Below are 24,790 nucleotides of genomic sequence, written 5' to 3' on the forward strand. Positions count from 1 at the left end.
GAGCGCGCTGCAACGCAAGGACCTCAAGGCCAGAGGTTGCTGGTTCAGGGGGCTTCAAGCGCTCGCCATGTCCCCTGTATATGCACCAACCCGCCATGGCCACTCAGACGCAGTTGCCCGGTGGGTGCGACAGGGCTGGCGTCGAGTACCACCTCGCTTGGCAAGCGTACCGGTTTGTGGAAATTGACCTCAATCGCGTAACCGCCGGTTGGCAGGTGGCCACGCAAGGCGGCCAGGGCCATGGCTTTGCTCCACATGCCATGGGCAATGGCTTTGGGGAAACCAAACAGGCGGGCGCTGATGGCGCTCAGGTGGATCGGGTTGTAGTCGCCACAGAGGCGTGCATAGCGTCGTCCGATGTTGCTGTCGGCGTACCAGCGGGTCAGTTCGCTCAGGGGCAGGGCTTCGGCTTCAGGTTCGCAGGCGGGTTCGCCTGGAAGTTTCACGCCTCGGCACAGCATGCGGCTGGTTTCGCTCCAGAGCAGCCCGAGACCATCGCGGGCTTCGGTGATGAGGTCGAAGGTTGCGCCTTTCTCATGGGCCTGCAGGTTATCCACCCGCACCGCGAAGTGCAGTCGGGTGACACCGCCCAGCGGTCGTATGACGTGAATGCTGTTGCTCAGGTGAACCAGGCCTGGCAGCGGAAACGGAAAGTCGTTGGCAGTGAGCAACTGCAGTTGCAGGGGGAATGCCATTACATGCGGCCAGGTCGCGGGCAGCAGCGGGTCGTCACCAAAGTGGCACAGCGTGCGGTAGGCTGCCAGTGGCTCGGCATTGACCTCAAGGCTGCAGCGTAGCCCGGTTGTCGGCAGGGTGGTGCCGCTGATCTTGCGCTTGCGCGCTGCTCGCAGGTACAGCCCAGGCAGCGCGGCGGTCGTGCTCAGTTCATGCCATTGATCCGTCATGCTCAAGCCCCCATGACCGCTTGCCCGCAGACCCTAAGCACCTGTCCGTTGACCGCGCCGCTGCCCGGCTGCACCAGCCAGGCCACGGCTTCGGCGACATCCTGTGGCAGGCCGCCCTGGCCCAGTGAACTCATGCGCCGGCCGGCCTCGCGCAGGGCGAAAGGAATGGCGGCGGTCATCCGCGTTTCAATGAAACCCGGGGCGACGGCGTTGATGCTGCTCCCCGTGCTGGCCAGACGTGGCGCCCAGGCCTGGGCCAGGCCAATCAGGCCGGCCTTGCTGGCGGCATAGTTGGACTGCCCGCGGTTGCCCGCAATACCACTGATCGAGGCCAGCAGCACGATGCGGGCGTTGGCGTGCAGGGCGCCCCTGTCGAGCAAGGCCTGGGTCAGGATCTGCGGTGCTTTCAGGTTAACGGCCATGACCGAGTCCCAGTACTCCGGGGTCATGTTGGCCAAGGTCTTGTCACGGGTTATTCCGGCGTTGTGAACGATGATATCGAGGCCATCAGGCAGGCCTGCGATGAGCTGTTCTGGAGCATCGTCCGCACAGATGTTCAGTGCCAGGCTGCGTGCGCCCAAGCGGGTTGCAAGCGCTTCAAGCTCGGCCTTGGCCTGCGGTACGTCGAGCAGCACAACGTCTGCACCGTCACGGGTGAGGGTTTCGGCGATGGCCGCACCAATACCGCGTGCGGCGCCGGTCACCAGTGCCTTGCGCCCGGCCAGGGGGCGCGTCCAGTCCTGAACGCGGCTGGTGCAAGCATTCAAGCGCAGCACCTGGCCGGAGATGAAGGCACTCTTGGGCGACAGGAAGAAACGCAGTGCGCCTTCAAGCTGGTCCTCGGCACCGTCGCCGACATACAGCAGTTGCAGTCTGCCGCCGTTGCGCAGTTCTTTCGCCAGCGAACGGCTGAAGCCCTCCAGGGCACGCTGGGCAACACTGGCCAGCGGCGCTTCGAGCTGTTCCGGGGCACGCCCGAGAATCACCACTGACGCATTGGCATCAAGGCTACGTAGCAGCGGCTGAAAGAACTCGCGCAGTTGCTTGAGCTGGTCGATGTCCTCCAGTTCGCTGGCATCGAACAGCACCGCCTTGAGCGATGGCCCCAGGCCCGCCACCCACGCCGGCAGTTGCAGGCCCTCATCGGCATAGCTGTAGACCTCGTCGGTCAGGCGTGTGGCAAACCCGGCGACCTGCCGCGACAGTGCGCCACCGCCCAGCAGCAGCGCCCCTTCGATCGGACGCATCCGGCCGGCCTCCCAGCGCTCCAGGCGGGCCGGTGTCGGCAAGCCGATGACACCGACCAGGCGGCGGCCGAAGTCGGAGTTGGCGAAGTCGAGATAGCGGTCGGACATGAATGAGGCCTCCATGAGATCAGCCTCAAAGTGTGGACCATGTTTTGCCGTTGGTCGCTTGAAGGTGGAAAAAACACCTACGCTGTATCGAGTCTGCCCTCAACACAAGGAGGTTGTGCATGCGTTCTTTGCGCCGGGTCGCAATCATCGGTGGTAACCGAATCCCCTTTGCTCGCGCGAATGGCCCTTATGCCAAGGCCAGCAACCAGGACATGCTCACGGCGGCCCTGGAGGGGCTGATCGAGCGCTTCAGCCTGCACGGCGTGCGCCTGGGCGAGGTGGCCGCTGGCGCGGTGCTCAAGCATTCACGGGATTTCAACCTGGCCCGCGAATGTGTCCTAGGCTCGCGGTTGTCAGCGCAAACGCCGGCCGATGATGTGCAGCAAGCGTGTGGCACTGGGCTGGAAGCGGCGTTGCTGGTCGCCAACAAGATCGCTCTGGGGCAGATCGAATGCGGGGTTGCCGGGGGTGTTGATACCACTTCGGATGCGCCGATTGCGGTGAGCGAAGGCTTGCGTCGGATCCTGTTGCAGGCCAATCGGGCGAAAGGTACGGGTGAAAAGCTCAAGGCACTGTTGCAACTGCGCTTTCGGCACCTGAAGCCCGAATTGCCGCGTAATGGCGAGCCTCGCACAGGCCTGTCGATGGGCCAGCACTGCGAGTTGATGGCGCGTACCTGGCAGATTGAGCGTCTGGCTCAGGACGAACTGGCCTTGCGCAGCCATCAGAACCTGGCGGCGTCTTTTGCCGAGGGCTGGCACGATGACCTGCTGACACCTTTCCTGGGTTTGAACCGCGACCAGAACCTGCGCCCCGACCTTACTCTGGACACGCTTGCTGCACTCAAACCGGTGTTCGATCGAAGCAGCCAAGGTAGCCTCACGGCAGGTAACTCGACGCCGTTGACCGATGGTGCCTCGGTGGTCTTGCTGGGGAGTGAAGCCTGGGCGCAGGAGCGAGGTTTGCCGGTGATGGCCTGGCTGGTCGACGGCGAGAGCGCCGCGGTGGATTTTGTCCGGGGCCAGGAGGGGCTGTTGATGGCCCCGGCCTATGCGGTGCCACGGCTGCTGGCGCGCAATGGCCTGAGCCTGCAGGACTTCGACTACTACGAAATCCATGAGGCGTTTGCCGCGCAGGTGTTATGCACGCTCAAGGCCTGGGAAGACCCTGTTTACTGCCGCGACCGTCTTGGCCTTGAGGCGCCGCTGGGCCGCATCGACCGCAGCAAGCTCAACGTCAAGGGCAGTTCGTTGGCGGCCGGGCATCCGTTTGCCGCGACCGGTGGGCGCATCCTGGCCAATATGGCCAAGCTGTTGGCACATGCCGGCAAAGGCCGCGGGCTGATATCTATCTGTGCCGCCGGCGGCCAGGGCGTGACGGCGATTATTGAGCGCTGAGGGCGGCGCTGCTGTCGATGCGAGTTGTACGGTTGGCGTACTGCTCGGCCATGACTGAGCAGACGATCAATTGCAGCGGGTGGTAGATCATGATCGGCAGCAGGATCAGCCCAAGCCCGGGGTGAGCGCCGAAGATCAGTGCAGCCATGGGCGCGCCGGCGGCCAGGGACTTCTTGCTGGCGCAGAACACTGCGGCGATTTCGTCCGCCGGGCTGAAGTTCAAGGCGCGGGCACTTCGAGTGGTCAGCCATAGCACCAGCGCCAGCAACAGTGCACTGCCGAGCAGGGCCATAGCGATCACTGCGGTGCCCTGTTGTTGCCACATTCCCGAAACCATCGAGTTGCAGAACGCGGCATAGACCAGCAGCAGGATCACCAGTTTGTCCAGCACGGCGGTGTAGCGCTTGTAACGGGCGAAGAGGTGTCCGAGCCAGGGCCGCAGCAGTTGCCCAAGCAGCAGCGGCAGCAGGAGCATGGCGCACAGGTCGAGCAAGGTTGAGCCAAGGTCAATGCCGTCACTGCCGCTGCCAACCACCAGGCTGACCAACCAAGGGGTGATGAAGATACCCAGCACGCTGGACAGGCTGGCGTTGAGAATCGCAGCGGGTACGTTGCCCTTGGCGCTACCGGTGAGCGCCACCGAGGACGAGATGGTTGAGGGCAGGGCGCACAGGTAGAGGAAGCCCAGCATCAGCAGGGCCGGTACCTGAGTACCCAGTAATGTCTTGCCGACCAGCCAGAGCAGGGGAAAGGCCACGAAGGTAAAGCCTTGCACCATCAGGTGCAGGCGCCAGTTTTTCAGGCCGTGACGAATCTGTTCGCTGGACAGGTGGACCCCGTGCAGGAAAAACACCAGGAACACGCCGATGTTGGTCACGTACTCGGCATGCAGGGCACCACCGCTGCTTCCAAAACGAGGGAACAGCCAGGCGAGCAGGGTGGCGATGAACATGCCGCAGAGGAACCAGTCGGTTACCACGCGCTTGAGGTGTTTGAACGCTTGCATGGGGAGGCCTGTGGATATTTTGTAATTGGCGATGACAGAGGCTAACCTGCGAGGTCTCTACCGTCTTGCGATACCAGGTCAATCGATGCCGCGTAACGGACAACCTTCAGGCCCTCGCCCGATTCCCACGCTGGAGCGCCTGCCCCGGCCGCTGTATGCGCGAGCCGAAAGTCTCAGCGCCGGATCCTGGACCTCGCGCCATCAACATGATTGGGTGCAGTTCTCCTATGCGATCAGCGGTGTGCTTGGGGTCTATACCGCTGAAGGCAGTTACTTTGCACCGCCACAGTGGGGCATCTGGATTCCTGCGGGGGTCGAGCATGAAGTGGTGACGTCGATGCGTGCCGAGATGCGCAGTGTTTATGTGCGACGCGAGGATGCGCAGTGGGCGCCGGACGGCTGTCGGGTGCTGGCCGTCACGCCGCTGGCCCGTGAGTTGATCAAGCAGTTTTGCCAGTTGCCGGTGGAGTACCCCGAAGGCAACAGCCCCGAGGCGCGCCTGGTGCAGGTATTGCTTGACCAGTTGCAGGGGCTGGCGGAGGTGGGCTTTTCCTTGCCGTTGCCACAGCATCCGCGCTTACGTGAACTATGCGACAGCCTGCTTGAACAGCCAACACAGTCCGACACCCTTGGCCAGTGGGCGGAGCAGTTGAACATGTCGGAGAAAACCCTGACTCGCCTGTTCCAGCGCGAGACAGGTTTGAGCTTTCGAGGCTGGCGCCAGCGGATGCGCCTACTGTCCTCGCTCAGCGTGCTTGAACAGGGCGCAGGGGTAACGGAGGCTGCGCTGGGGTGTGGTTATGACTCAACCTCTGCCTACATCGCAGCGTTTAAGCGCTTGTTTGGTTTTACCCCGGGGAGCCTGGGCCTGTAGCCGGCCCCCCAAGGCAGGACATCAGGTACGGAAACGGCGCACCAGCGAATCCAGTTCGTTGGACAACCCGGCCAGGCTTTCGGAGTCATGCCGCGCTGCGCTAGCCAGTTCGGCTACCAGTTGCGCGTCACCATGGATCTGGCTGATGTGCCGGTTGATGTCCTCGGCGACCTGATGCTGCTCTTCGGCTGCAGTGGCGATCTGGGTGTTCATGTCACGAATGACGTCCACCGACTCGCGGATCTGCCCGAAGCTGGTGCGTGCCATGCCAATACGGCTGACCGATTGTTGCGACACTTCCAGGCTGGCGTGCATTTGTTGCGCAACCTGGCTGGTGCGTTGCGCCAGATTCCCCAGCAAGCCATCGATTTCGGCTGTGGAGTCGGCCGTGCGTTTGGCCAGGGCGCGTACTTCGTCGGCCACCACGGCGAACCCTCGACCCTGCTCACCGGCGCGTGCGGCCTCAATGGCGGCGTTGAGCGCCAGCAGGTTGGTCTGTTCGGCGATGGAGCGGATGGTGCCGAGAATCGACTGGATGTCGTTGCTGTCGCGCTCCAGTTGTTGCATCGATTGCGCTGACTGCTCGATTTCCTGGCTCAGGCGATCAACGCTCTGAACGGCGGCGTCGATCTGCTGCTGGCCTTCCCGGGCCTGCTGTTGGCCGCTGTCGGCCGATTCGGCGGCCTGGCTGCAGGAGCGCGCGACTTCGTTGGCGGTGGCAACCATTTCATGGAACGCCGTGGACACCATATCCACCGCTTCACGCTGGCGCCCGGCGGCTTCGACCATGTCGCCGGAGACGCGGGTCGAGTTGCTGGAGGTGGCGAGGATCTTTCCGGCAGCCTGGCCGATATGCTGGATGAGGCTGCGGATGGCCGCGAGGAACTGGTTGAACCAGTTGGCCAGTTGAGCGGTTTCGTCACGACCCCGGACTTCGAGGTTGCGGGTCAGGTCACCTTCGCCCTGGGCAATGCCCTCCAGGCCCAGGCTGACGCTGTTGATCGGGCGTACGATCAAGTGCGCGAAGGTCGCCCCGACTACGGCGAAGACGGCGGCCAGCACCAAGGCAATGGCCGCGATCAACCAGGTCAGTTGCGTGGCCGCGCCCATGACTTCGTCCTGACGGACCAGGCCGATAAAGCTCCAGCCCAGTTGTTCGGAGGGCCAGACGTTGGCCATGTAGCGCACGCCATCAAGCTCGACTTCTACCAGTCCTTTCTCGACCTTGGCCAGTTGCGCATAGCCTTCGCCCAGAGAGCCCAGCATCTTGAAGTTGTGCTCGGGCTGATGTGGGTCGACCAGCACGTTGCCGTTGCGTTCAAGCAGCATCAAGTAGCCGCTTTCACCCAGCTTGATCTGCTTGACCAACTCGGTCAGCTGTTTGATCGAAACATCGACGCTGACCACTCCACCGGGCGAACCCAATGAGTTCGACACGGTGCGTACGGTGCTGAGCAGTACCGCGTCATCAGGTGCCCAGTAGTAAGCAGCAGTGCGCAGTGTTTTGCCTGGGTTAGCCATCGCGGTCTGGTACCAGGGGCGTTGGCGCGGATCATAGTTGGCCAGTTTCGGATCATCTGGCCAGGAGGCGTAACCGCCGTCTTTGACGCCGTAGGAAACATAGGCGTAAGCGGGATGACTGGCGGCCATGCGAGTGAAGAAGTCGACCAGGCGCTTGTCCTGTTCGCCTTGGGCGATACTGGCTGCATCGGCACTGATGTACTGTTTCAATCCCGCGCCGGTGCCAGTGAACAGAGGCTGTGCGGCCATGTAGTCGATGTTCTGGCTGATGCCTTCAAAAAACAGCTGCATGGCATTGGCGACTTGGCGAATCTCGCGGTTGCTGCCGTCGATGAAGGATTCACGAGCGTCCGTGCGCAGGTTCAACACCACCAGCGTGGCGACCACTACAATGGGCAGGCTGGCAATGACGGCAAAGGCCCAGGTCAATTTCTGTTTGATGTTCATCCGCGCTCCGAATCATTCTTATTAAACACATGAACCCTCTAAAGAGTGGATCGGCAGGGTGCAGAGGAAATAAAGTGTCGTAGAAGAAAACCCCCGTGTTTATTGGCAAAACAGCCGAATCTGACTTTTTGCCGGCGTTTTACTCATAAAAAGAATGGCGGGTCGCGCGGTTTGCCGTTACAAACCCCTATACGCCTCACAAGGAGCCAGAATCAAAGCTGATGAAGACGCCAAAACGGATTGAACCGCTCGTGGAAGACGGGTTGGTCGACGAAGTGTTGCGCCCCCTGATGAGTGGCAAGGAGGCAGCGGTCTACGTGGTACGCTGCGGTCAGCACCTGCGCTGCGCCAAGGTCTACAAAGAGGCTAACAAGCGCAGTTTCCGTCAGGCCGCCGAGTACCAGGAAGGTCGTAAAGTACGCAACAGCCGCCAGGCACGTGCCATGGCCAAGGGCTCGAAGTATGGACGCAAGGAGGCTGAAGAGGCCTGGCAGAACGCCGAAGTAGCCGCGCTGTTCCGCTTGGCGAACGCAGGCGTTCGGGTTCCCAAGCCCTATGACTTTCTCGACGGTGTTCTGCTGATGGAGCTGGTCGTCGACGAACATGGCGACGCCGCGCCGCGCCTCAATGATGTGGAGCTTGAGCCCGAGCAGGCCCTGGAGTACCACGCATTTGTCATTCGCCAGATCGTATTGATGCTCTGCGCCGGGTTGGTGCATGGCGACCTGTCGGAGTTCAACGTGCTGCTGGGGCCAGAGGGGCCGGTGATTATCGACCTGCCACAGGCGGTGGATGCCGCGGGCAACAACCATGCGTTCAGCATGCTTGAGCGCGATGTCGGCAACATGGCCAGCTACTTTGGGCGCTTTGCGCCCGAGCTCAAGGCAACCCGATACGCCAAGGAAATGTGGGCGCTGTATCAGGCGGGTGAACTGCTGCCGGACACAGAGCTGAGCGGGCAGTTTGCCGAAACCGAGCACAGTGCCAATGTGGCCGATGTGATGCGTGAAATCGATGCCGCGCGCGCCGACGAAGCCCGTCGTCGCGCAGCCCTTGCACAGGAGGGCGTGGAGGCCGAGCCTACCCCGCCCTGGATGCAGTAAGCCAGGGTTAGTGGCAGCAACCGCCGGCAGCCAGGTCCTTGAGGATCGGGCAGTCCGGCCGGTCGTCGCCCTGGCAGTGGGCGACCAGTTCACTCAGGGTGTCACGCAGGCTGACCAGTTCGTCAATACGGCGATTGAGGTCGGCAATGTGTTCATTGGCCAGTGCCTTCACATCGGCACTGGCGCGCTGGCGGTCTTGCCAGAGTGTGAGCAGCCGAGCGACTTCCTCAAGCGAGAAACCCAGGTCGCGTGAGCGCTTGATGAAGGCCAGGCTGTGCAGGTCTTCCGGTTGGTAGAGGCGATAGCCGCTGTCGCTGCGCAGGGCCGGCTTGAGCAGGCCAATCGACTCGTAGTAACGGATCATCTTGGCGCTGAGGCCCGTGTGGCGGGCGGCTTGACCAATGTTCATGGGGCGTCGTCCTGTTGTCGGATCTCGGGTTTCCAGGTTTTAAGCCACAGTGCGTTGCTGACCACACTGACACTGGACAGGGCCATGGCAGCACCCGCCAGTACCGGGTTGAGCAGGCCGAAAGCGGCCAACGGAATCCCGATCATGTTGTAGATAAAGGCCCAGAACAGGTTCTGGCGGATCTTGGCGTAGGTCTTGCGGCTGATCTCCAGGGCCGCTGGCACCAGGCGCGGATCTCCGCGCATCAGGGTAATACCGGCGGCCTGCATGGCAACGTCAGTACCTCCGCCCATGGCAATGCCGATGTCCGCCGCCGCCAAGGCAGGAGCGTCGTTGATGCCGTCGCCGACCATGGCCACGGTGCCTGAGCGTTTGAGTGCCAGAACGGTGGCGGCTTTGTCTGCCGGCAACACTTCGGCATGCACGTCTTCGATACCCAGTGCCAGGGCCACCACGCGCGCGCTGCCACGGTTGTCGCCGGTTAGCAGGTGGCTGCTGATGCCTTGCTCACTGAGCTGTTGAACCGCTTGCAGGGCGCCAGGCTTGAGGCTGTCACCAAAGGCCAGCAAGCCCAGCACGCGAGCCTGCGGGGCGCGCTCGATCAGCCAGGAAAGGGTACGACCTTCTGCTTCCCATTCCTGTGCAGCCTTGGCCAGATCGCCCGGTTGCAAGCCACTTTCATCAAGCAGCCGGCGGTTACCCAGCGCCAGTTCGCGTCCATCCAGGCTACCGGCGATGCCGCGTCCGGTGAGGGATTGGCTGGCGCTGATGGGCGGCACTTCCAGGTGCTGTTCATCACAGGCGTCGAGAACAGCCTTGGCCAATGGGTGTTCGCTGCCACGCTGCAGCGCACCGGCCAGTTGCAACAACTGCGCCTGATCGCCGACCACCGCTTGGCTGTGGACAATGCGCGGGCTACCGGAGGTCAAGGTACCGGTCTTGTCGAAGACCACGCGATTGACCGCATGGGCGCGCTCCAGCGCTTCGGCGTCCTTGATCAGGATACCGTGGCGAGCCGCCACGCCGGTACCGGCCATGATGGCTGTCGGTGTCGCCAGGCCCAGCGCACAGGGGCAGGCGATGACCAGAACCGCGACGGCGTTGAGCAGTGCAGTTTCCATGGGGGCGCCGACCATCCACCAACCCGCGAGCGTCGCCAGGGCCAGCAGGAGCACCACGGGCACGAATACCTGGCTGACGCGGTCGACCAGTTTCTGGATCGGCGCCTTGGCCGCCTGAGCGTCTTCGACCAAGCGGATGATGCGTGCCAACACGGTTTCGGTGCCCAGCGCCAGGGTACGCACCAGCAAGCGGCCTTCGCCGTTGATCGCGCCGCCGGTTACACGGTCGCCAGGTTGCTTGGGCACGGGCAGGCTCTCGCCACTGATCAAGGCTTCATCGGCATGGCTTTGCCCTTCGATCACCTCGCCATCCACCGGGAAGCGTTCGCCCGGCTTGACCATTACCAGGTCATTCAAGCGCAAGGCGCTGATCGGCACATCGCGCTCCTGGCCATCGATCACCTGCAGCGCACGTTCAGGGCGCAGTGCCTCCAGGGCGCGGATGGCGCTGGCCGTCTGGCGTTTGGCGCGGCTTTCCAGATACTTGCCGAGCAGTACCAAAGCGATCACCACCGCTGAGGCTTCAAAGTACAGGTGGGGCATGCTGCCGGGGCTGGTGCGTGCCCACTCATAGAGGCTCAGGCCGTAACCGGCGCTGGTACCCAGCGCGACCAGCAGGTCCATGTTGCCTGCCCCGGCCCGCACGGCCTTCCAGGCGGCGACATAGAAGCGTGCACCCAGGATGAACTGAACCGGCGTGGCCAGGGCGAACTGCAGCCAGGCCGGCAGCATCCAGTGAATACCGAAGGGCTGCAGCAGCATTGGCAGTACCAGCGGCAGGGCCAAGGCAATCGCCAGGCCTACCGCCCAACGCTCCTTGTGCAAGCGGCGCTCGGCGACGTCCTGGTCGGCCTTGCCGGTGAGCGGCAGGGTGGCAGTGTAACCGGCGCGTTCGACTGCGCCAGTCAACAGCGCGGTATCAATCGTGCCGAGAACCTCGACATGGGCGCGCTCGTTGGCCAGGTTGACGCTAACGCGGTGAACCCCGGGCACTTTGGCCAGTGCGCGTTCGACCCGACCGACGCAGGACGCGCAGGTCATCCCGCTGATCTGCAGCTCAAGGCTTTGAGTGGGCACGCTGTAGCCGGCATCCGTGACGGCTTCAAGCAATGCCGGCAGGCTCTGCAGCGGTGCGGTGACGCGTGCCTGCTCAGTGGCAAGGTTGACACTGACCTGTTCGGTGCCAGCGACCTTGCGCAATGCTCGCTCGACGCGACCTGCGCAGCTGGCGCAGGTCATGCCGGCGATTGGCAGGTCGAAGGTGGTAGATTCGGGCATGGGGGCGTTCCTCCTTGGGCGTGCCTCCAGCTTCAACCTTCCCACGCGGGGAAGGTCAATAGCCCAGGCTTGCCTTTTTCAGGTAGAGGCCATTTTGATCCACCGCTATTCGGTACTTATTGATCTGCCCGGCCTGCAGGTTCAATTGGGTGCTGCGTTGATTCTCGATACCCGGCAGGCAGCCGGGGGCTTGCCCTGGCAACAAGCGCATGCGCACTGCTACCGGGCCTGCTGGCAGGTTGAACGAAGTCGATTGTTCCTGGAACAGTCGGCCCGCCAGCTGATCGTTGAGGTACAGACCTATCTCGCAGGTCGTCGCCACTTCCAGGCGTTCCCGGGAAATGATCAGCACGCTATAGTCCGAGGGGCCTTCGGCACTGGCCTGGGGGGCGAGGCCGAACATACCCAGCAGGCCGAAAAGGCCCAATGCTGCCCTGCGCATGAGTTGAATCTCCTGAATCATGAATCGTCAGGAGCGCAGCTTGGCCGAGGCGGGCGCCGATTTCCAGCCCGGCAGCAGATCGAGGAACTTGACCTTGCCACGGTGGCAAGCTTGAGACTGCATCAAAACCTGAACGGAGGCACTCCCGATGCATGTATTCAATGTCCAAGGCATGACCTGCGGCCACTGCGTCAAAGCGGTTACCCACGCGGTGCAAAACCAGGATCCGACGGCGGTGGTTGAAGTCGATCTGGGGAAGAAACAGGTGCGTGTGCAAAGCACCCTGACACCTTCGAAAATTATCGAACTGATCCATGAAGAAGGTTACCAGGCCGAGGTGGCCTGATGACCTGAAAGGGCGGACGCAGGTTCGCTCTTTTTTTTACAGCAATGGCCAACAGCTCATCTGTAATGGATCCCATACGGTTAGACTAACGAACTTGCTTAGCCTGCTACGGATTTCCGATGAACCTGCGAACCGTTTTGATTCTTGGCGCCTTGAGTGCCTTCGGCCCCTTGGCAATTGATTTCTATTTGCCGGGCTTTCCAGCCATGGCGCAGGCGTTCGCCACCGACGAGAAGCACATTCAGGCGACGTTGGCCGTCTACTTTCTTGGCCTGTCCCTGGGGCAGTTGGCCTACGGGCCGGTGGCCGATCGTTTCGGGCGTCGTATTCCGCTGTTGATCGGCCTTGTGCTGTTTACCGTTGCCTCGCTGGCCTGTGCGTTCGCACCGACACTGGAGGCGCTGATTGTGGCGCGTTTTGTTCAGGCGTTGGGCGGTTGTGCCGGGATGGTCTTATCGCGAGCGATTGTCAGTGATACGTGCGATGCCGTTGGCTCGGCCAAGGTCTTTTCCCAGTTGATGCTGGTCATGGGCCTTGCGCCGATTCTGGCGCCGATGTTCGGTGGGGTTCTGGTCAGTTTGCACGGCTGGCAGTCGATTTTCCTGGTGCTGACGGTGTTCAGTGCCTTATGCACCTTGGCGGTGTTACTGGGTTTGCCGGAGAGCTTGCCCGCGCATCAGCCGCGTCAGCCCTTGTCTGGTGCGTTGCGCCAGTATGGACGCTTGCTCAACGACCGTGTCTTTCTTGGGCATGCCCTGACCGGCGGTGTCGCCATCGCGGGCATGTTTGCCTACATCGCAGGTTCACCGTTCGTGTTCATCAAACTGTACGGTGTGCCTGCCGAGCACTACGGCTGGTTGTTCGGCACCAATGCCGCCGGGTTCATCTTGATGGCGCAAGTGAATGCGCGGTTGTTGGCCAGGCGCGGCCCAGCTGCGCTGTTGTCGCGGGCGGTATGGGTATACGTGACGGCCGGGCTGGTTCTACTGGCGCTCAGCGCCCTGCATCCGGCCGCCTTGTGGCCGTTGTTGATACCGTTGTTCATAGGCATTGCCAGCCTGGGCGCGATTGTGCCGAATGCCTCGGCCTGTGCCATGAATGGTCAGGGCGCGCGGGCTGGGAGTGCTTCGGCATTACTGGGGTGCCTGCAGTTCAGTGTGGCAGCAGGTGCTGCGGCGTTGGTCAGCGTACTGGATGATGGCAGCGCCATACCGATGGCACTGGTGATCAGCTTGTGCGGCGTGATGGCCGTTGTGTTCTCTCAGGTCACACGCTGGCTGATGCTCAGCCGACCCGCTTGAGTGGATGCGGTGCCTGTAGGCGGGCTTGCAGCGTGGTGACGAAGGCGCGTGCTTCGGCTTCGCTGCGAAAGCTCACCACGTGCTGGTCGAGTTGCACTTGCCATGGGCTTCCGGGTTTTGTAGCGACTGCTTTGACAACGATGTTCATCGCACCGACTCCACTTGGCAAGTAACAGGTGAAGTCAGTTTAGCGTTGGTGCACAGGGGGCGACATGACCTGGGTCATCAGGCTGACTGGCGGTCATGCCTGTAGCTCGGAAACCGTCCAGCACATGCATGCCTTTGACCTGGCCTCTTTCCCGCAAGGCATGAGCGCAACGCCGCTCGGTATGCCATTGCAGTTGTCACAGGGCTCATGCAATGAGTGTTGCCGGCAATTACCGGAGGCACGAGTGTTAGTTTCGTATAGAACGTCACTCCGCCCATCTTACAATTACAGACTATTTATCTGCGGGTTTAATGTACTTGCTGCGTAGGCTTTGTTACGTCAATGAAAGAACATAATTATTAAATAAAACGCTACGAGACATGGTTTTCGTGGCGTGAAGGTTAGAGGGTTGAAAAGGCCGCTTATATCAACCGGCATTAATTTTGTTCAAGGTTGAGGGAAGCACAGAGTATTGTCGGCGTAGCCTCGGGTTTAAGTGATTTTTGTTTCCATGCGCAGGCTTATACTGGCGTTGTCATCGTTTAACAGCGTGAGATGCTTCCATGGCAGGGAACGAACTGCGGGCCTCCCATCATTTGATTTCATCGATCTAGTAGTTGTCTGCGAAACAGTCGGCTCTCTGCGCTCACGGGAGCGGAGCATCGCTGTTGATAGTGTCCTGATCAATTGGCAAAGAGTGACTTTTTCTCGGGGAGTGAAGAGATGAAATCTGTTTCGAGTATAAGCAAAGTTGCAACCTTGCTGGCTGACCCAAAACGTAGCGCCATGCTCTGGGCGTTGATTGATGGGATGGCTCGGCCTTCGGAGGAACTGGCCGTGATGGCCGGGCTGACGCCCTCCTCGGCGTGCGCGCATTTGGCCAGGTTGTCGGCCAGTGGCCTGTTGAAGCTGGAGGCGCGCGGACGTAAACGTTACTTCAAGCTCGCAACGCCCGAGGTTGGGGCGGCCGTTGAGGCGCTGGCCAGTGTTCAGGTCCTCGGGCTTGAGGTGAAAGGCAGCGCGGCCGAGAAAGGCAACCCCAGCATTCCCTTGTCGATGCGTCGGGCACGTTTGTGTGGCGATCACCTGGGAGGCGAGTTGGCGGCCGATCTCTATCAGCGGTTACTTGACTGCGGTTGGTTGGAGTTGGTCGAGCAGCAGCTTGAAGTGACTCAGGAGGGGCGTGTGGAGTTTGCCCGCCTGGGCATTTACATCGAGGCGTTGGCTCAACGACAGCGCAAGATAGGCGTTCCGTGCAATTGTTGCAGTGAGTGGAGTGAGCGGCGTCCGCATCTGGGCGGGGCGTTGGGAAGCAGCGTATTGAAATTGTTTATCCAGTCTGGTTGGGTTCGCGTGAATGATGATTCACGCGCCTTGCATATCACCTCCGCCGGTATGCACAAGATTCGTCAGATGGCTCAACCCGTCGTGGCCAAGGTGGCTGGCTGAAGGCCGTTATCTGTTAGTGTCGCGCGCTAGTTTGGGGTAGTGGCTGGACAGCCACTACCCCATCTGGGCTCAGGCCTTGATCAGACGTGCATCCAGGCTGTTCTGCGCCAGGCGACGGGCCTGGTCTTGGGTCATGCCCAGGTGGGTGTACAGGGCATGGAAGTTTTCCGTGACGTAGCCACCGAAGTAGGCCGGGTCGTCGGAGTTGACCGTGACCTTCACACCGCGCTCGAGCATGTCGAGAATGTTGTGATGGCTCATATGGTCGAACACGCAGAGTTTGGTGTTGGACAGTGGGCAGACGGTCAGTGGAATTTGCTCATCGATGATGCGTTGCATCAATCGCTCGTCCTCGATGGCCCGAACCCCGTGGTCGATACGCTGGATTTTCAGCAAATCCAGTGCCTCCCAAATGTATTCCGGTGGGCCTTCTTCGCCAGCGTGGGCTACGGTCAGGAAGCCCTCGCTGCGGGCACGGTCGAATACCCGCTGGAACTTGCTGGGTGGGTGGCCGAGCTCCGAGCTGTCCAGGCCAACGGCAATGAATGCATCGCGAAAGGGCAGCGCCTGATCCAGCGTTTTCTGGGCTTCTTCCTCGCTCAGGTGACGCAGGAAACTGAGGATCAGGCCGCTGCTGATACCCAATTGCTTGCGGCCATCTTCCAGTGCGCGGTCAATGCCGCTGAGCACTACTTCAAAAGGAATGCCGCGGTCGGTGTGGGTCTGAGGGTCGAAGAACGGCTCGGTGTGAATCACGTTCTGCGCCTTGCAGCGTTGCAGGTAGGCCCAGGTCAGGTCGTAGAAGTCCTGCTCGGTGCGCAGTACATCGGCGCCTTGGTAATAGAGGTCGAGAAACTCCTGCAGGTTGTTGAACGCGTAGGCCGCGCGCAGGGCTTCGACATCGTTCCAGGGCAGGGCAATCTTGTTGCGTTCGGCCAGGGCGAACAGCAACTCGGGCTCCAGCGATCCCTCCAGGTGCAGGTGCAATTCTGCTTTGGGCAGCGCGTTAAGCCAGTCGTACATAATCGTTTCTCTTCAGGTACAGATGCCGTCATTCTAGCGTGCCTGCACACTGCTAGGATGAGTGATCACGACAGTAATCCCATCGATGGCACTGTATATGCCATCGATGAGAGCGTGCATTGGCTTCAGTTGCTTAGCCTGCCATCAACGCCGCTGCAGCCTGGCGATGGTTGGCGATGAGTGCTTTGAGGTCCAGGCCGTCGATGTGCCCATCGATGACACGCCAGCGGCCACCGACCATCACTCGATCAGCGCGGTCTGCGCCGCACAGCAGCAGGGCTGAGAGCGGATCGTGGCTGCCGGAGAAGCGCAGTTCGTCGAGTTTGAACAGGGCCAGGTCGGCCTGTTTACCCGGCGCCAGTTCGCCGATGTCGTTGCGCCCGAGCAATTGTGCAGAGCCTTGGGTTGCCCAGCCCAGTACCCGTTCCGGCGTAATGGCTTGCGCACCATAGCGCAGGCGTTGCAGGTACAGGGCCTGGCGAGTTTCCAGCATCATGTTGGAGGCATCGTTGGACGCAGAGCCATCCACACCCAGCCCGACCGGCGCACCGGCATTGCTAAGGTCCATGGTCGGGCAGATACCCGATGCCAGGCGCATGTTGGAACTCGGGCAATGGCAGATGCCCGTGCCGGCTTTGCCGAGGCGGGCGATTTCATCGGGGTTGAAATGAATGCCGTGGGCCAGCCAGGTGCGTGGCCCAAGCCAGCCGACACTGTCCAGGTAGTCAACGGTGCGCAGGCCGAAGCGTTTCAGGCAGAAGTCTTCTTCGTCCAGGGTTTCTGCCAGGTGTGTATGCAGGCGTACATCCATTTCTTCCGCCAGGCTGGCGCTGGCCTGCATGATTTCGCGGGTGACCGAGAAGGGCGAGCAAGGGGCCAGGGCAATCTGGATCTGCGCGCTGTCGCCGCGCTCATGGTAGTTGTGGATAAGCCGCTGGCTGTCCGCCAGGATCACTTCGCCCTGTTGCACAGTTTGCTGCGGCGGAAGCCCCCCATCGGCCTCGCCCAGGCTCATCGAGCCGCGTGTGAGCATGGCACGCATACCCAGTTCCCGCACACTTTCGACTTGCACATCGATGGCCTCTTCCAGGCCTTCGGGAAACAGGTAGTGGTGATCGGCTGCCGTTGTGCAGCCCGACAATAACAGTTCAGCCAGTGCAACCTGGGTGGCCACTTTAAGCCGCTCGGGGGTCAGACGAGCCCAGACCGGGTAGAGCGTTTTGAGCCAGGGGAACAGTGGCTGGTTGACCACCGGTGCCCATGCGCGGGTGAGGGTCTGGTAGAAGTGATGATGGGTGTTGATCAGCCCGGGCAGCACTACGTGCTCGCGGGCATCGAAGATCTGATCGCAGGGGGCGGCGGGAGATTGTCCCAAGCCAAGAACTTCGTGGATACGGCCATTTTCGATCACCAGGCCGCCACGGGCGTCAAGGGTGTTGGCGGTGAAGATGGCGAGGGGGTTTTTCAACCAGATACGGGTCGCAGGCATGGTGCCGGCTCCTCTGAAAGTGGGTTCAGGTTAGCCAGCTCAGTGTTGCCCTGTCTGCTGATCCAGGTCCGCCATGGAGGCGAGACCTGGAGTCTACTGTTTCAGCGGTGGTGATTCAATTCACCAGATCAGGGGCTCGCCTTTGTAGTTGATGAAATACAGGCCACCCCGGCCGCTGTTTGCCTTGACCTGTTCAACCATGCCACGGGTGCTGGTGGCGACATCAATTTCGGCACCTTCACCGCCCATGTCGGTCTTGACCCAACCCGGGTGCATGGCCAATACGGTCAGGCCGGGGATTTCCAGGGGGCCGTAGAAACTGTTGATCATTGAGTTCAGCGCGGCCTTGCTGGCTTTGTACAAGGCCAGTTCTGGCGCATCGGGAATGCTGATACTGCCTAGGATTGAGCTCATGAAGGCGATCACGCCCCCGTCTGTCTTTACCTGATGGGCAAAGCGCTGGGCGACACGAATGGGCGCTACAGCGTTTGTCATGAACAGTTGACCGACCTCATCGAGGTTCGCGTGCTCAGCGTTCTGGTTGTCCGGGCCCTTGACGCCGGCGTTGATGAACAACAGGTCGAAGGTCTGCCCCTTGAGGCGCTGTTGAAGCGCGTCAAGTTGGGCGCTGCTGTTCATCTCCAGTGTCTCGACCTGAACATTCGACACTGCGTTCAGCGCAGCGGCTTTTTGCGGGTCGCGGACGGTGGCCACGACGTTCCAGCCTTCTTCGTTCAGACGCTGCACCAGGCCAAGGCCCAGGCCGCGTGACGCGCCAATGATCAATGCGTTTTTCTGGGTGCTCATGCGTAGGGTTCCTTTCAAGGAGGCGCACGGCATTGCCGCTCACACTGCAGGGTTGAGGGCATTTACCAATGCATGTGCCGAGGCTCATTTGGGAGTGACCTTGAAGCATACTCCAGCCTTCAGCCAAGGTGCAGTTCGGTCGCGATGACGCGGCGGGGTGCCTTCGTCATGACGTTGCACTGAGTGTCAGGATTGTTCAAAAAACAACCAGCTTGCCACAGGCGTGACCGTTCAAGCGCTTGGCTAAGGCGTACACGGTTTATCCACAGGTTGCTCCACAGTATCTGTGTGCAAGGCGAAAACAGAGGTATAAGCGTCAGTGGGCAGTCTTCGATTGGCTATAAATCAACCTAAGCGTCTGATTTTCGGGCAATTGAAGCGCTGTCATCAAATATTGATCAAAATATGATCGTTTGCTTGCAGGCCACGTTTTAAAAGGGCTGTAGAGGAATGCTCAGAGCTTATCCACAGCCAGGCCCACAGTGGATGTGGGCAACTGTCAGGTACGTTCCAACAGGATCCGGCCGCGGCTGAGGTCCGCCAATTGGCGCTGGAGAGGCTCGATGTGCGCTTCGCCAAGGGCAATCTGCACGTCGACGCCATTGGCGGTGAATTGCTCATCCAGCACCAGGCCGTCGACTTCTGCGACGCGTAGTTTGAGCAGTGCCAGTTCGCTGAACGTGCAACTGCAGCGCAGGCGGACTCGGCTGACCAGGCGTCTTTTATCGGCCTGCTGCAGGCACTTGTTGGCGCCACCACCGTAAGCCCGTGCCAAGCCTCCAGTACCTAATTGAATACCGCCGTACCAGCGGATCACCAGCACAACGACCTGGTCGCAGTCCTGGGCTTCAATGGCGGCGAGAATTGGCCGGCCTGCGGTACCACCAGGCTCGCCATCGTCGCTGCTACGGTACTGCTGACCGATTTTCCAGGCCCAGCAGTTATGGGTTGCAGCCAGATCACTGTGTCGCTCAATGAATTGTTGAGCTTCAGTTGGGCTACTGATCGGGCCTGCGAGGGTAATGAAGCGGCTTTTACGGATTTCTTCGCGAAACTCGCAGGTGTCCAACAGAGTTGAAGGCATAAACGATGTTCAATTGGGAGGTGTCAGGCCACAGCCTTTGAGGATGATGTGGATAAGGTTGTTGCTGGCTTCTTCCATGTCCTGCTTGGTCAGGCGGCTACGGCCGGTGACCTGGCAGATCTGGGTCGCGAAGTCTGCGTAGTGCTGGGTACTGCCCCATAACAGGAAGATCAAATGTACTGGATCGACGGGGTCCATCTTGCCAGCGTCGATCCAGCTCTGGAAGACCGCTGCCCGCCCCTGGAACCAGGTGCGATAGTCCTGGTTGAAGTACTCGCTCAGGCACTGGCCGCCACTGATGATCTCCATGGCGAAGATGCGTGAGGCTTGTGGGTTGCGCCGCGAAAACTCGATCTTGGTGCGAATATAGTTGCTCAGCGCAACAGCGGGATCGTCATCGCTGTTCAGGGTGTTGAAGGTGCTGTCCCATAGTTCGAGGATGTTGCTCAGCACCGCAACGTAAAGCCCCAGCTTGTTGGTGAAGTAGTAGTGCAGGTTGGCCTTGGGCAGCCCGGCGTTCTGCGCAATGGTGTTCATGCTGGTGCCTTTGAAGCCATGGCGGGCGAACTCGTCTTCGGCGGCCTTGAGAATAGCTTGCTCGTTCTTTTGGCGTATGCGACCAGCAGGTTTGCCGGAGGCTGTCAGGCGATGCGCAGGGACTTCCAGGGTCATGGGGCGTTTCCGGAAAATACGAAGTAAATGCAGAGCAACAGATAACCCAGTCACGGCTATCAGGCAAGCATCTACCCGCTAAAAAACGCAATCTTCGTGTTTTTTTGGGTGTTTGGTACTGCTGTGCCAGCCTCTTAGCGGGTCGCGGCAAGGCTTTCCAGAAAGCTCTCCAGTACCAGGTGTGGTCGGCGGCCTTTACGGGTTACCCAGGACAACCCCAAATCATAAAAGCGTTCGCTGGCTTTGAGGGCTCGCAATCGTCCCTGTTGTACCCAGGAACTGGCGTAATGGTCTGGCAGATAACCGATGTAGCGCCCAGTCAGGATCAGAAAGGCCATGCCCTCGCGGTCCGAGGCACTGGCGGTGCAGTTGAGCACTTGATAGTGAGCCTGAATGTCGGCGGGCAAGCGAAAGGTCGGTGCAATGGCATCCTGGGTGTTCAGGCGTTCGTCGTCGAGTTGGCGATCGTCGACGTAGAACAACGGATGACCCACGGCGCAGTAGAGCAGTGAGCGCTCGCTGTACAGTGGCTCGTACTCCAGCCCGGACAGCGGGCTGGTCTGTGGTACCACGCCAACATGCAGGCTGCCGTCCAGCACACCTTGCTCGACCTGGCTGGGTGCAATCATGCGGATCTGGATACGCACGTCGGGGCCACGATCCTTGAGTTGTGCCAAGGCATGGGTGATCCGCATGTGTGGAAGGGTGACCAGGTTGTCGGTCAGGCCAATGTTCAGCTCGCCTCGCAGGTGCTGGTGCAGGCCGTTGACTTCGGTACGAAAACTCTCAAGGGCGCTGAGCAACTGCAGGGCGGATTGATAGACCTCGCGGCCTTCCTCGGTCAGCGAGAAACCGGCACGGCCCCGCTGGCACAAGCGCAAGCCAAGGCGTTGCTCCAGGTCGCTCATCTGCTGGCTGATTGCCGATCGACCAATGCCCAGTACGTTCTCGGCAGCCGAAAAGCCGCCGCACTCCACCACGCTGCGGTAGATCTTCAGCAAGCGAATATCGAAATCACTGACCTGGGCAAGGGGCTCCGGGCGACGGCTCATAGTTTAGTGCTCGGTTATCTAAAGATTAGAAAAGTAGGCTTTTTCAGACTTTATAGCCATGACAACTTAGCTGCAACAACACACATCACCCAATCGCCTTGCGAGGTTTGTCCGATGAACATGCCTGAACACGCACCGAACGGTCTGGCCAGCCAGCTCAAGCTGGATGCGCACTGGATGCCGTATACCGCCAACCGTAACTTCCAGCGTGATCCGCGCCTGATCGTCGCCGCTGAAGGCAGTTATCTGACCGATGACAAGGGCCGCAAGATCTACGACGCACTGTCGGGCTTGTGGACCTGTGGTGCGGGCCATACCCGCAAGGAAATCCAGGAAGCCGTGTCGCGTCAGTTGGGTGTCCTCGACTATTCGCCAGCCTTCCAGTTTGGTCATCCGCTGTCGTTCCAACTGGCCGAGAAGATCACCGACCTGACCCCGGGCAATCTGAACCACGTTTTTTATACCAACTCGGGCTCTGAGTGCGCCGACACCGCCGTGAAGATGGTGCGTGCCTACTGGCGCCTGAAAGGTCAGGCGACCAAAACCAAGCTGATCGGTCGTGCCCGTGGCTATCATGGCGTGAACATTGCCGGTACCAGCCTCGGCGGGGTGAATGGCAACCGCAAGATGTTCGGCCAGTTGCTGGACGTCGATCACCTGCCTCACACCGTGCTGGCCAGCAACGCCTTTACCAAGGGTATGCCTGAAGAAGGCGGTATCGCCCTGGCTGATGAGATGCTGAAGCTGATCGAGCTGCATGACGCCTCGAACATTGCTGCGCTGATCGTTGAGCCGCTGGCAGGGTCTGCAGGCGTATTGCCGCCACCGAAGGGTTATCTGAAGCGTTTGCGCGAGATCTGTGACCAGCACAACATTCTGCTGATCTTCGATGAAGTGATTACCGGTTTTGGTCGCATGGGGGCGAACTTTGGCGCTGAGGCCTTTGGTGTTACGCCAGACCTGATGTGTATCGCCAAGCAGGTCACAAACGGCGCCATTCCGATGGGGGCCGTGATTGCCAGTACTGAGATCTACCAGACCTTCATGAACCAGCCGACTCCCGAGTATGCAGTGGAGTTCCCCCATGGCTATACCTACTCGGCGCACCCAGTTGCCTGCGCGGCAGGTATTGCGGCCTTGGACCTGTTGCAGAAAGAAGGCCTGGTTCAGGCTGCCGCTGAGCTGGCGCCGCACTTCGAGAGCGTGCTGCACGGCGTGAAGGGTGCGAAGAACATCGTTGATATTCGTAACTACGGCTTGGCGGGTGCGATCCAGATTGCTGCGCGTGACGGCGATGCCATCGTTCGCCCTTATGAAGCAGCGATGAAACTGTGGAAAGCCGGTTTCTACGTCCGCTTCGGCGGTGACACCCTGCAGTTCGGACCAACCTTCAACGCTAAGCCGCAGGAGCTGGACCGTCTGTTCGATGCAGTCGGCGAAGCGCTGAACCAGGTCGACTGAGCCCTTCTATATATAAGTAGCAGGCGCGGGCAGCCCCGCGCCTGGACTAGCACCCTCTCTGGAGTTCTGCATGAGCATTGTTCAACATTTGATCAACGGCGACCTGGTGTCTGGCGGCGAACGTACCGCCGAGGTCTTTAACCCGTCCACTGGCCAGGTTATCCACAAGGTAGCGTTGGCCAGCAAGGAAACGGTCCAACAGGCTATCGATGCCGCCAAGGCAGCGTTTCCGGCCTGGCGCAATACACCCGCGGCTAAACGCGCTCAGATAATGTTCCGCTTCAAGCAACTGCTGGAAAAGAACGAAGCGCGTATCTCCCAGTTGATCAGCGAAGAGCACGGCAAGACCCTGGAAGACGCCGCTGGTGAACTGAAGCGGGGTATCGAGAACGTTGAGTTTGCCTGTGCCGCACCCGAAGTACTGAAGGGTGAGTACAGCCGCAATGTCGGCCCGAACATTGACGCCTGGTCCGACTTTCAGCCGCTGGGTGTGGTTGCCGGCATCACTCCGTTCAACTTCCCGGCGATGGTTCCACTGTGGATGTACCCACTGGCCATCGTTTGTGGCAACTGCTTCATCCTCAAACCGTCTGAGCGTGACCCAAGCTCGACGTTACTGATTGCTCAACTGTTGCAAGAGGCTGGCCTGCCTGACGGTGTGCTCAACGTGGTGCACGGCGACAAGGTTGCCGTGGATGCCCTGATTGAAGCACCTGAAGTCAAAGCACTGAGCTTTGTAGGTTCTACGCCAATCGCGGAGTACATCTATAAAGAAGGCGCTGCCCGTGGCAAGCGCGTACAAGCGCTGGGTGGTGCGAAGAACCACGCAGTACTGATGCCGGATGCCGACCTGGATAACGCGGTCAGTGCACTGATGGGTGCCGCTTACGGTTCCTGTGGCGAGCGTTGCATGGCGATCTCGGTTGCCGTATGTGTCGGTGACCAGGTCGCTGATGCATTGGTGGCCAAGCTGGTGCCACAGATCAAGGCGCTGAAAATCGGTGCAGGCACTTCCTGTGGTCTGGACATGGGGCCGTTGGTTACCGGGCAGCATCGCGACAAGGTGGCAGGCTATGTGGAAGACGGTCTCAAGGCCGGTGCCGAACTGGTTGTTGATGGTCGCGGCCTGAGTGTCTCCGGTCATGAGGAAGGCTTCTTCCTGGGGGGCTGCCTGTTTGACCGCGTGACGCCAGAGATGCGCATCTATAAAGAAGAGATCTTCGGGCCAGTGCTGTGCGTCGTACGGGTTAACAGCCTGGAGGAAGCAATGCAGCTCATCAACGAGCACGAGTACGGCAATGGCACATGTATCTTCACCCGCGACGGTGAGGCCGCTCGCTTGTTCTGCGACGAAATCGAAGTGGGTATGGTCGGTGTCAACGTGCCGCTGCCGGTACCGGTGGCTTACCACAGCTTTGGTGGCTGGAAGCGTTCGCTGTTCGGTGACCTGCATGCATATGGCCCGGATGGGGTGCGTTTCTACACCCGCCGCAAGGCAATCACTCAGCGCTGGCCACAACGCGCCAGCCATGAGGCTTCGCAGTTCGCATTCCCAAGCCTGTAAGTGCGGCTAGAAAGAGAGGGGAGGCCGTAAGGCCTCCCCTCTCTTGTTTTGGCCTATTTGGGCGTGATGCATAGAAACGTTACAGATAGTCCTTGACGTGCTGCTTTATATCTCTATAATTCGCCCCACTTACGGCGCAGTCGAAACGGAAAACTCCTTGATAATCAATGAGTTAGACGTTTAGCGATAGTGTCGAAAGTGCTTCGGTCGAATAGATCGGCAGCGGTGAAAAAGGTGGTTGACAGCGAATTGAAACGCTGTAGAATTCGCCTCCCGCTAACGAGAGATCGAAGCGAGTCAAGTGGTTGAAGTTGAACGGAAAATTCTGAAAAACTTCAAAATAAACGCTTGACAGAGACAGAGGAAAGCGTAGAATGCGCGCCTCGGTTGAGACGAAAAGCTCTTAACCAACCGCTCTTTAACAATCGAATCAAGCAATTCGTGTGGGTGCTTGTGAAATCAGACTGATAGTCAAAAAGATTATCAGCATCACAAGTGACTACACGAGAAATCGAAATAGTCATTTGAGATTGCTG

Annotated in this window: 22 protein-coding genes and 2 pseudogenes; 8 read left to right on the forward strand and 16 right to left on the reverse strand. The window is 60.2% G+C overall.

Going from position 1 to position 24,790, the window contains the following annotated elements:
- Positions 1–44 precede the first annotated feature (44 nt).
- The gene (locus UIA24_RS05290) at positions 45–905 is read right to left on the reverse strand and encodes a MaoC family dehydratase (RefSeq protein WP_330522347.1); all 861 of its coding nucleotides are present in this window, start codon (positions 903–905) and stop codon (positions 45–47) included.
- 2 nt (positions 906–907) lie between these two features.
- Entirely contained in the window at positions 908–2,260 is a 1,353-nt protein-coding gene (locus UIA24_RS05295; RefSeq protein ID WP_330522348.1) for a 3-oxoacyl-ACP reductase, read from the reverse strand.
- Positions 2,261–2,379: 119 nt separating this feature from the next.
- Between UIA24_RS05295 and UIA24_RS05300 the strand changes: the two genes are divergently transcribed.
- On the forward strand, positions 2,380–3,657 hold the full coding sequence (locus tag UIA24_RS05300; RefSeq protein WP_330522349.1) for an acetyl-CoA C-acetyltransferase: 1,278 nt from the start codon (positions 2,380–2,382) through the stop codon (positions 3,655–3,657).
- Here the strand turns inward: UIA24_RS05300 and UIA24_RS05305 are convergent.
- Positions 3,644–4,663, reverse strand: a complete 1,020-nt coding sequence (locus UIA24_RS05305) for a bile acid:sodium symporter family protein (protein WP_330522350.1) — start codon at positions 4,661–4,663, stop codon at positions 3,644–3,646. The two genes, UIA24_RS05300 and UIA24_RS05305, sit on opposite strands and share 14 nt — an antisense overlap.
- Before the next feature lie 85 nt (positions 4,664–4,748).
- Here UIA24_RS05305 and UIA24_RS05310 point away from each other — a divergent pair, with 85 nt between their 5' ends.
- Positions 4,749–5,537 (forward strand): AraC family transcriptional regulator, encoded by a 789-nt coding sequence (locus UIA24_RS05310; RefSeq protein WP_099773455.1) that lies wholly within the window; start codon positions 4,749–4,751, stop codon positions 5,535–5,537.
- 21 nt (positions 5,538–5,558) lie between these two features.
- Here UIA24_RS05310 and UIA24_RS23210 read toward each other — a convergent pair whose 3' ends face one another.
- Positions 5,559–6,326, reverse strand: coding sequence for a methyl-accepting chemotaxis protein (locus UIA24_RS23210; RefSeq protein WP_371918254.1), 768 nt, complete (start codon positions 6,324–6,326; stop codon positions 5,559–5,561).
- Positions 6,327–6,416: 90 nt separating this feature from the next.
- Positions 6,417–7,505 (reverse strand): annotated as a pseudogene (locus UIA24_RS23215) (cache domain-containing protein); the annotation flags it as partial.
- Positions 7,506–7,726: 221 nt separating this feature from the next.
- Here UIA24_RS23215 and UIA24_RS05320 point away from each other — a divergent pair.
- Positions 7,727–8,608 (forward strand): PA4780 family RIO1-like protein kinase, encoded by an 882-nt coding sequence (locus UIA24_RS05320; RefSeq protein WP_099773457.1) that lies wholly within the window; start codon positions 7,727–7,729, stop codon positions 8,606–8,608.
- Positions 8,609–8,615: 7 nt separating this feature from the next.
- Here the strand turns inward: UIA24_RS05320 and cueR are convergent, their stop codons facing one another.
- From cueR to UIA24_RS05335, 3 genes are read right to left on the reverse strand one after another with little or no spacing between them, the layout of a single operon-like run.
- The gene (gene cueR / locus UIA24_RS05325; protein ID WP_065761621.1) at positions 8,616–9,017 is read right to left on the reverse strand and encodes a Cu(I)-responsive transcriptional regulator; all 402 of its coding nucleotides are present in this window, start codon (positions 9,015–9,017) and stop codon (positions 8,616–8,618) included.
- Positions 9,014–11,416: a heavy metal translocating P-type ATPase gene (locus tag UIA24_RS05330; RefSeq protein ID WP_330522353.1), complete on the reverse strand. Its 2,403-nt coding sequence runs from the start codon at positions 11,414–11,416 to the stop codon at positions 9,014–9,016. Before UIA24_RS05330 ends, cueR begins: the two co-directional genes overlap by 4 nt.
- A 55-nt stretch (positions 11,417–11,471) precedes the next feature.
- Positions 11,472–11,858, reverse strand: a complete 387-nt coding sequence (locus tag UIA24_RS05335) for a hypothetical protein (RefSeq protein ID WP_099773459.1) — start codon at positions 11,856–11,858, stop codon at positions 11,472–11,474.
- 148 nt (positions 11,859–12,006) lie between these two features.
- Here UIA24_RS05335 and UIA24_RS05340 point away from each other — a divergent pair, with 148 nt between their 5' ends.
- On the forward strand, positions 12,007–12,204 hold the full coding sequence (locus UIA24_RS05340; protein WP_330522354.1) for a heavy-metal-associated domain-containing protein: 198 nt from the start codon (positions 12,007–12,009) through the stop codon (positions 12,202–12,204).
- A 119-nt stretch (positions 12,205–12,323) separates the two neighbouring features.
- On the forward strand, positions 12,324–13,505 hold the full coding sequence (locus UIA24_RS05345) for a multidrug effflux MFS transporter (protein WP_330522355.1): 1,182 nt from the start codon (positions 12,324–12,326) through the stop codon (positions 13,503–13,505).
- On the opposite strand, the gene UIA24_RS05350 is transcribed toward UIA24_RS05345, so the two are convergent.
- Positions 13,489–13,653 carry a hypothetical protein gene (locus UIA24_RS05350; protein WP_176717476.1) on the reverse strand — a complete coding sequence of 55 codons (165 nt, stop codon included), beginning with the start codon at positions 13,651–13,653 and terminating at the stop codon, positions 13,489–13,491. The two genes, UIA24_RS05345 and UIA24_RS05350, sit on opposite strands and share 17 nt — an antisense overlap.
- Positions 13,654–14,376: 723 nt before the next feature.
- On the opposite strand from UIA24_RS05350, the gene UIA24_RS05355 reads away from it, so the two are divergent.
- Positions 14,377–15,102 (forward strand): ArsR/SmtB family transcription factor, encoded by a 726-nt coding sequence (locus UIA24_RS05355; protein ID WP_099773461.1) that lies wholly within the window; start codon positions 14,377–14,379, stop codon positions 15,100–15,102.
- A gap of 69 nt (positions 15,103–15,171) precedes the next feature.
- On the opposite strand, the gene UIA24_RS05360 is transcribed toward UIA24_RS05355, so the two are convergent.
- The 6 genes from UIA24_RS05360 to UIA24_RS05385 form a co-directional block, all read right to left on the reverse strand.
- Positions 15,172–16,125, reverse strand: a complete 954-nt coding sequence (locus UIA24_RS05360; protein ID WP_330522356.1) for an adenosine deaminase — start codon at positions 16,123–16,125, stop codon at positions 15,172–15,174.
- A gap of 133 nt (positions 16,126–16,258) precedes the next feature.
- On the reverse strand, positions 16,259–17,614 hold the full coding sequence (locus UIA24_RS05365) for an 8-oxoguanine deaminase (protein ID WP_330522357.1): 1,356 nt from the start codon (positions 17,612–17,614) through the stop codon (positions 16,259–16,261).
- A gap of 120 nt (positions 17,615–17,734) precedes the next feature.
- Positions 17,735–18,421 carry an SDR family oxidoreductase gene (locus UIA24_RS05370; protein WP_102053401.1) on the reverse strand — a complete coding sequence of 229 codons (687 nt, stop codon included), beginning with the start codon at positions 18,419–18,421 and terminating at the stop codon, positions 17,735–17,737.
- A 499-nt stretch (positions 18,422–18,920) separates the two neighbouring features.
- The gene (locus tag UIA24_RS05375) at positions 18,921–19,505 is read right to left on the reverse strand and encodes an IMPACT family protein (RefSeq protein ID WP_330522358.1); all 585 of its coding nucleotides are present in this window, start codon (positions 19,503–19,505) and stop codon (positions 18,921–18,923) included.
- Between the two features lie 9 nt (positions 19,506–19,514).
- Positions 19,515–20,177, reverse strand: coding sequence for a TetR/AcrR family transcriptional regulator (locus UIA24_RS05380; RefSeq protein ID WP_099773466.1), 663 nt, complete (start codon positions 20,175–20,177; stop codon positions 19,515–19,517).
- 134 nt (positions 20,178–20,311) lie between these two features.
- The gene (locus tag UIA24_RS05385; protein WP_065761677.1) at positions 20,312–21,229 is read right to left on the reverse strand and encodes a LysR family transcriptional regulator; all 918 of its coding nucleotides are present in this window, start codon (positions 21,227–21,229) and stop codon (positions 20,312–20,314) included.
- A 114-nt stretch (positions 21,230–21,343) separates the two neighbouring features.
- On the opposite strand from UIA24_RS05385, the gene UIA24_RS05390 reads away from it, so the two are divergent.
- Both UIA24_RS05390 and UIA24_RS05395 read left to right on the forward strand, forming a co-directional pair.
- Entirely contained in the window at positions 21,344–22,690 is a 1,347-nt protein-coding gene (locus UIA24_RS05390) for an aspartate aminotransferase family protein (RefSeq protein WP_065761678.1), read from the forward strand.
- A gap of 70 nt (positions 22,691–22,760) precedes the next feature.
- The gene (locus tag UIA24_RS05395; protein WP_330522359.1) at positions 22,761–24,254 is read left to right on the forward strand and encodes a CoA-acylating methylmalonate-semialdehyde dehydrogenase; all 1,494 of its coding nucleotides are present in this window, start codon (positions 22,761–22,763) and stop codon (positions 24,252–24,254) included.
- Between the two features lie 335 nt (positions 24,255–24,589).
- Here UIA24_RS05395 and UIA24_RS05400 read toward each other — a convergent pair.
- Positions 24,590–24,790: pseudogene (locus UIA24_RS05400) on the reverse strand (hypothetical protein); the annotation flags it as partial.

It is taken from the genome of Pseudomonas sp. AL 58 (assembly GCF_036348395.1).
GTDB classification, from domain to species: domain Bacteria; phylum Pseudomonadota; class Gammaproteobacteria; order Pseudomonadales; family Pseudomonadaceae; genus Aquipseudomonas; species Aquipseudomonas defluvii.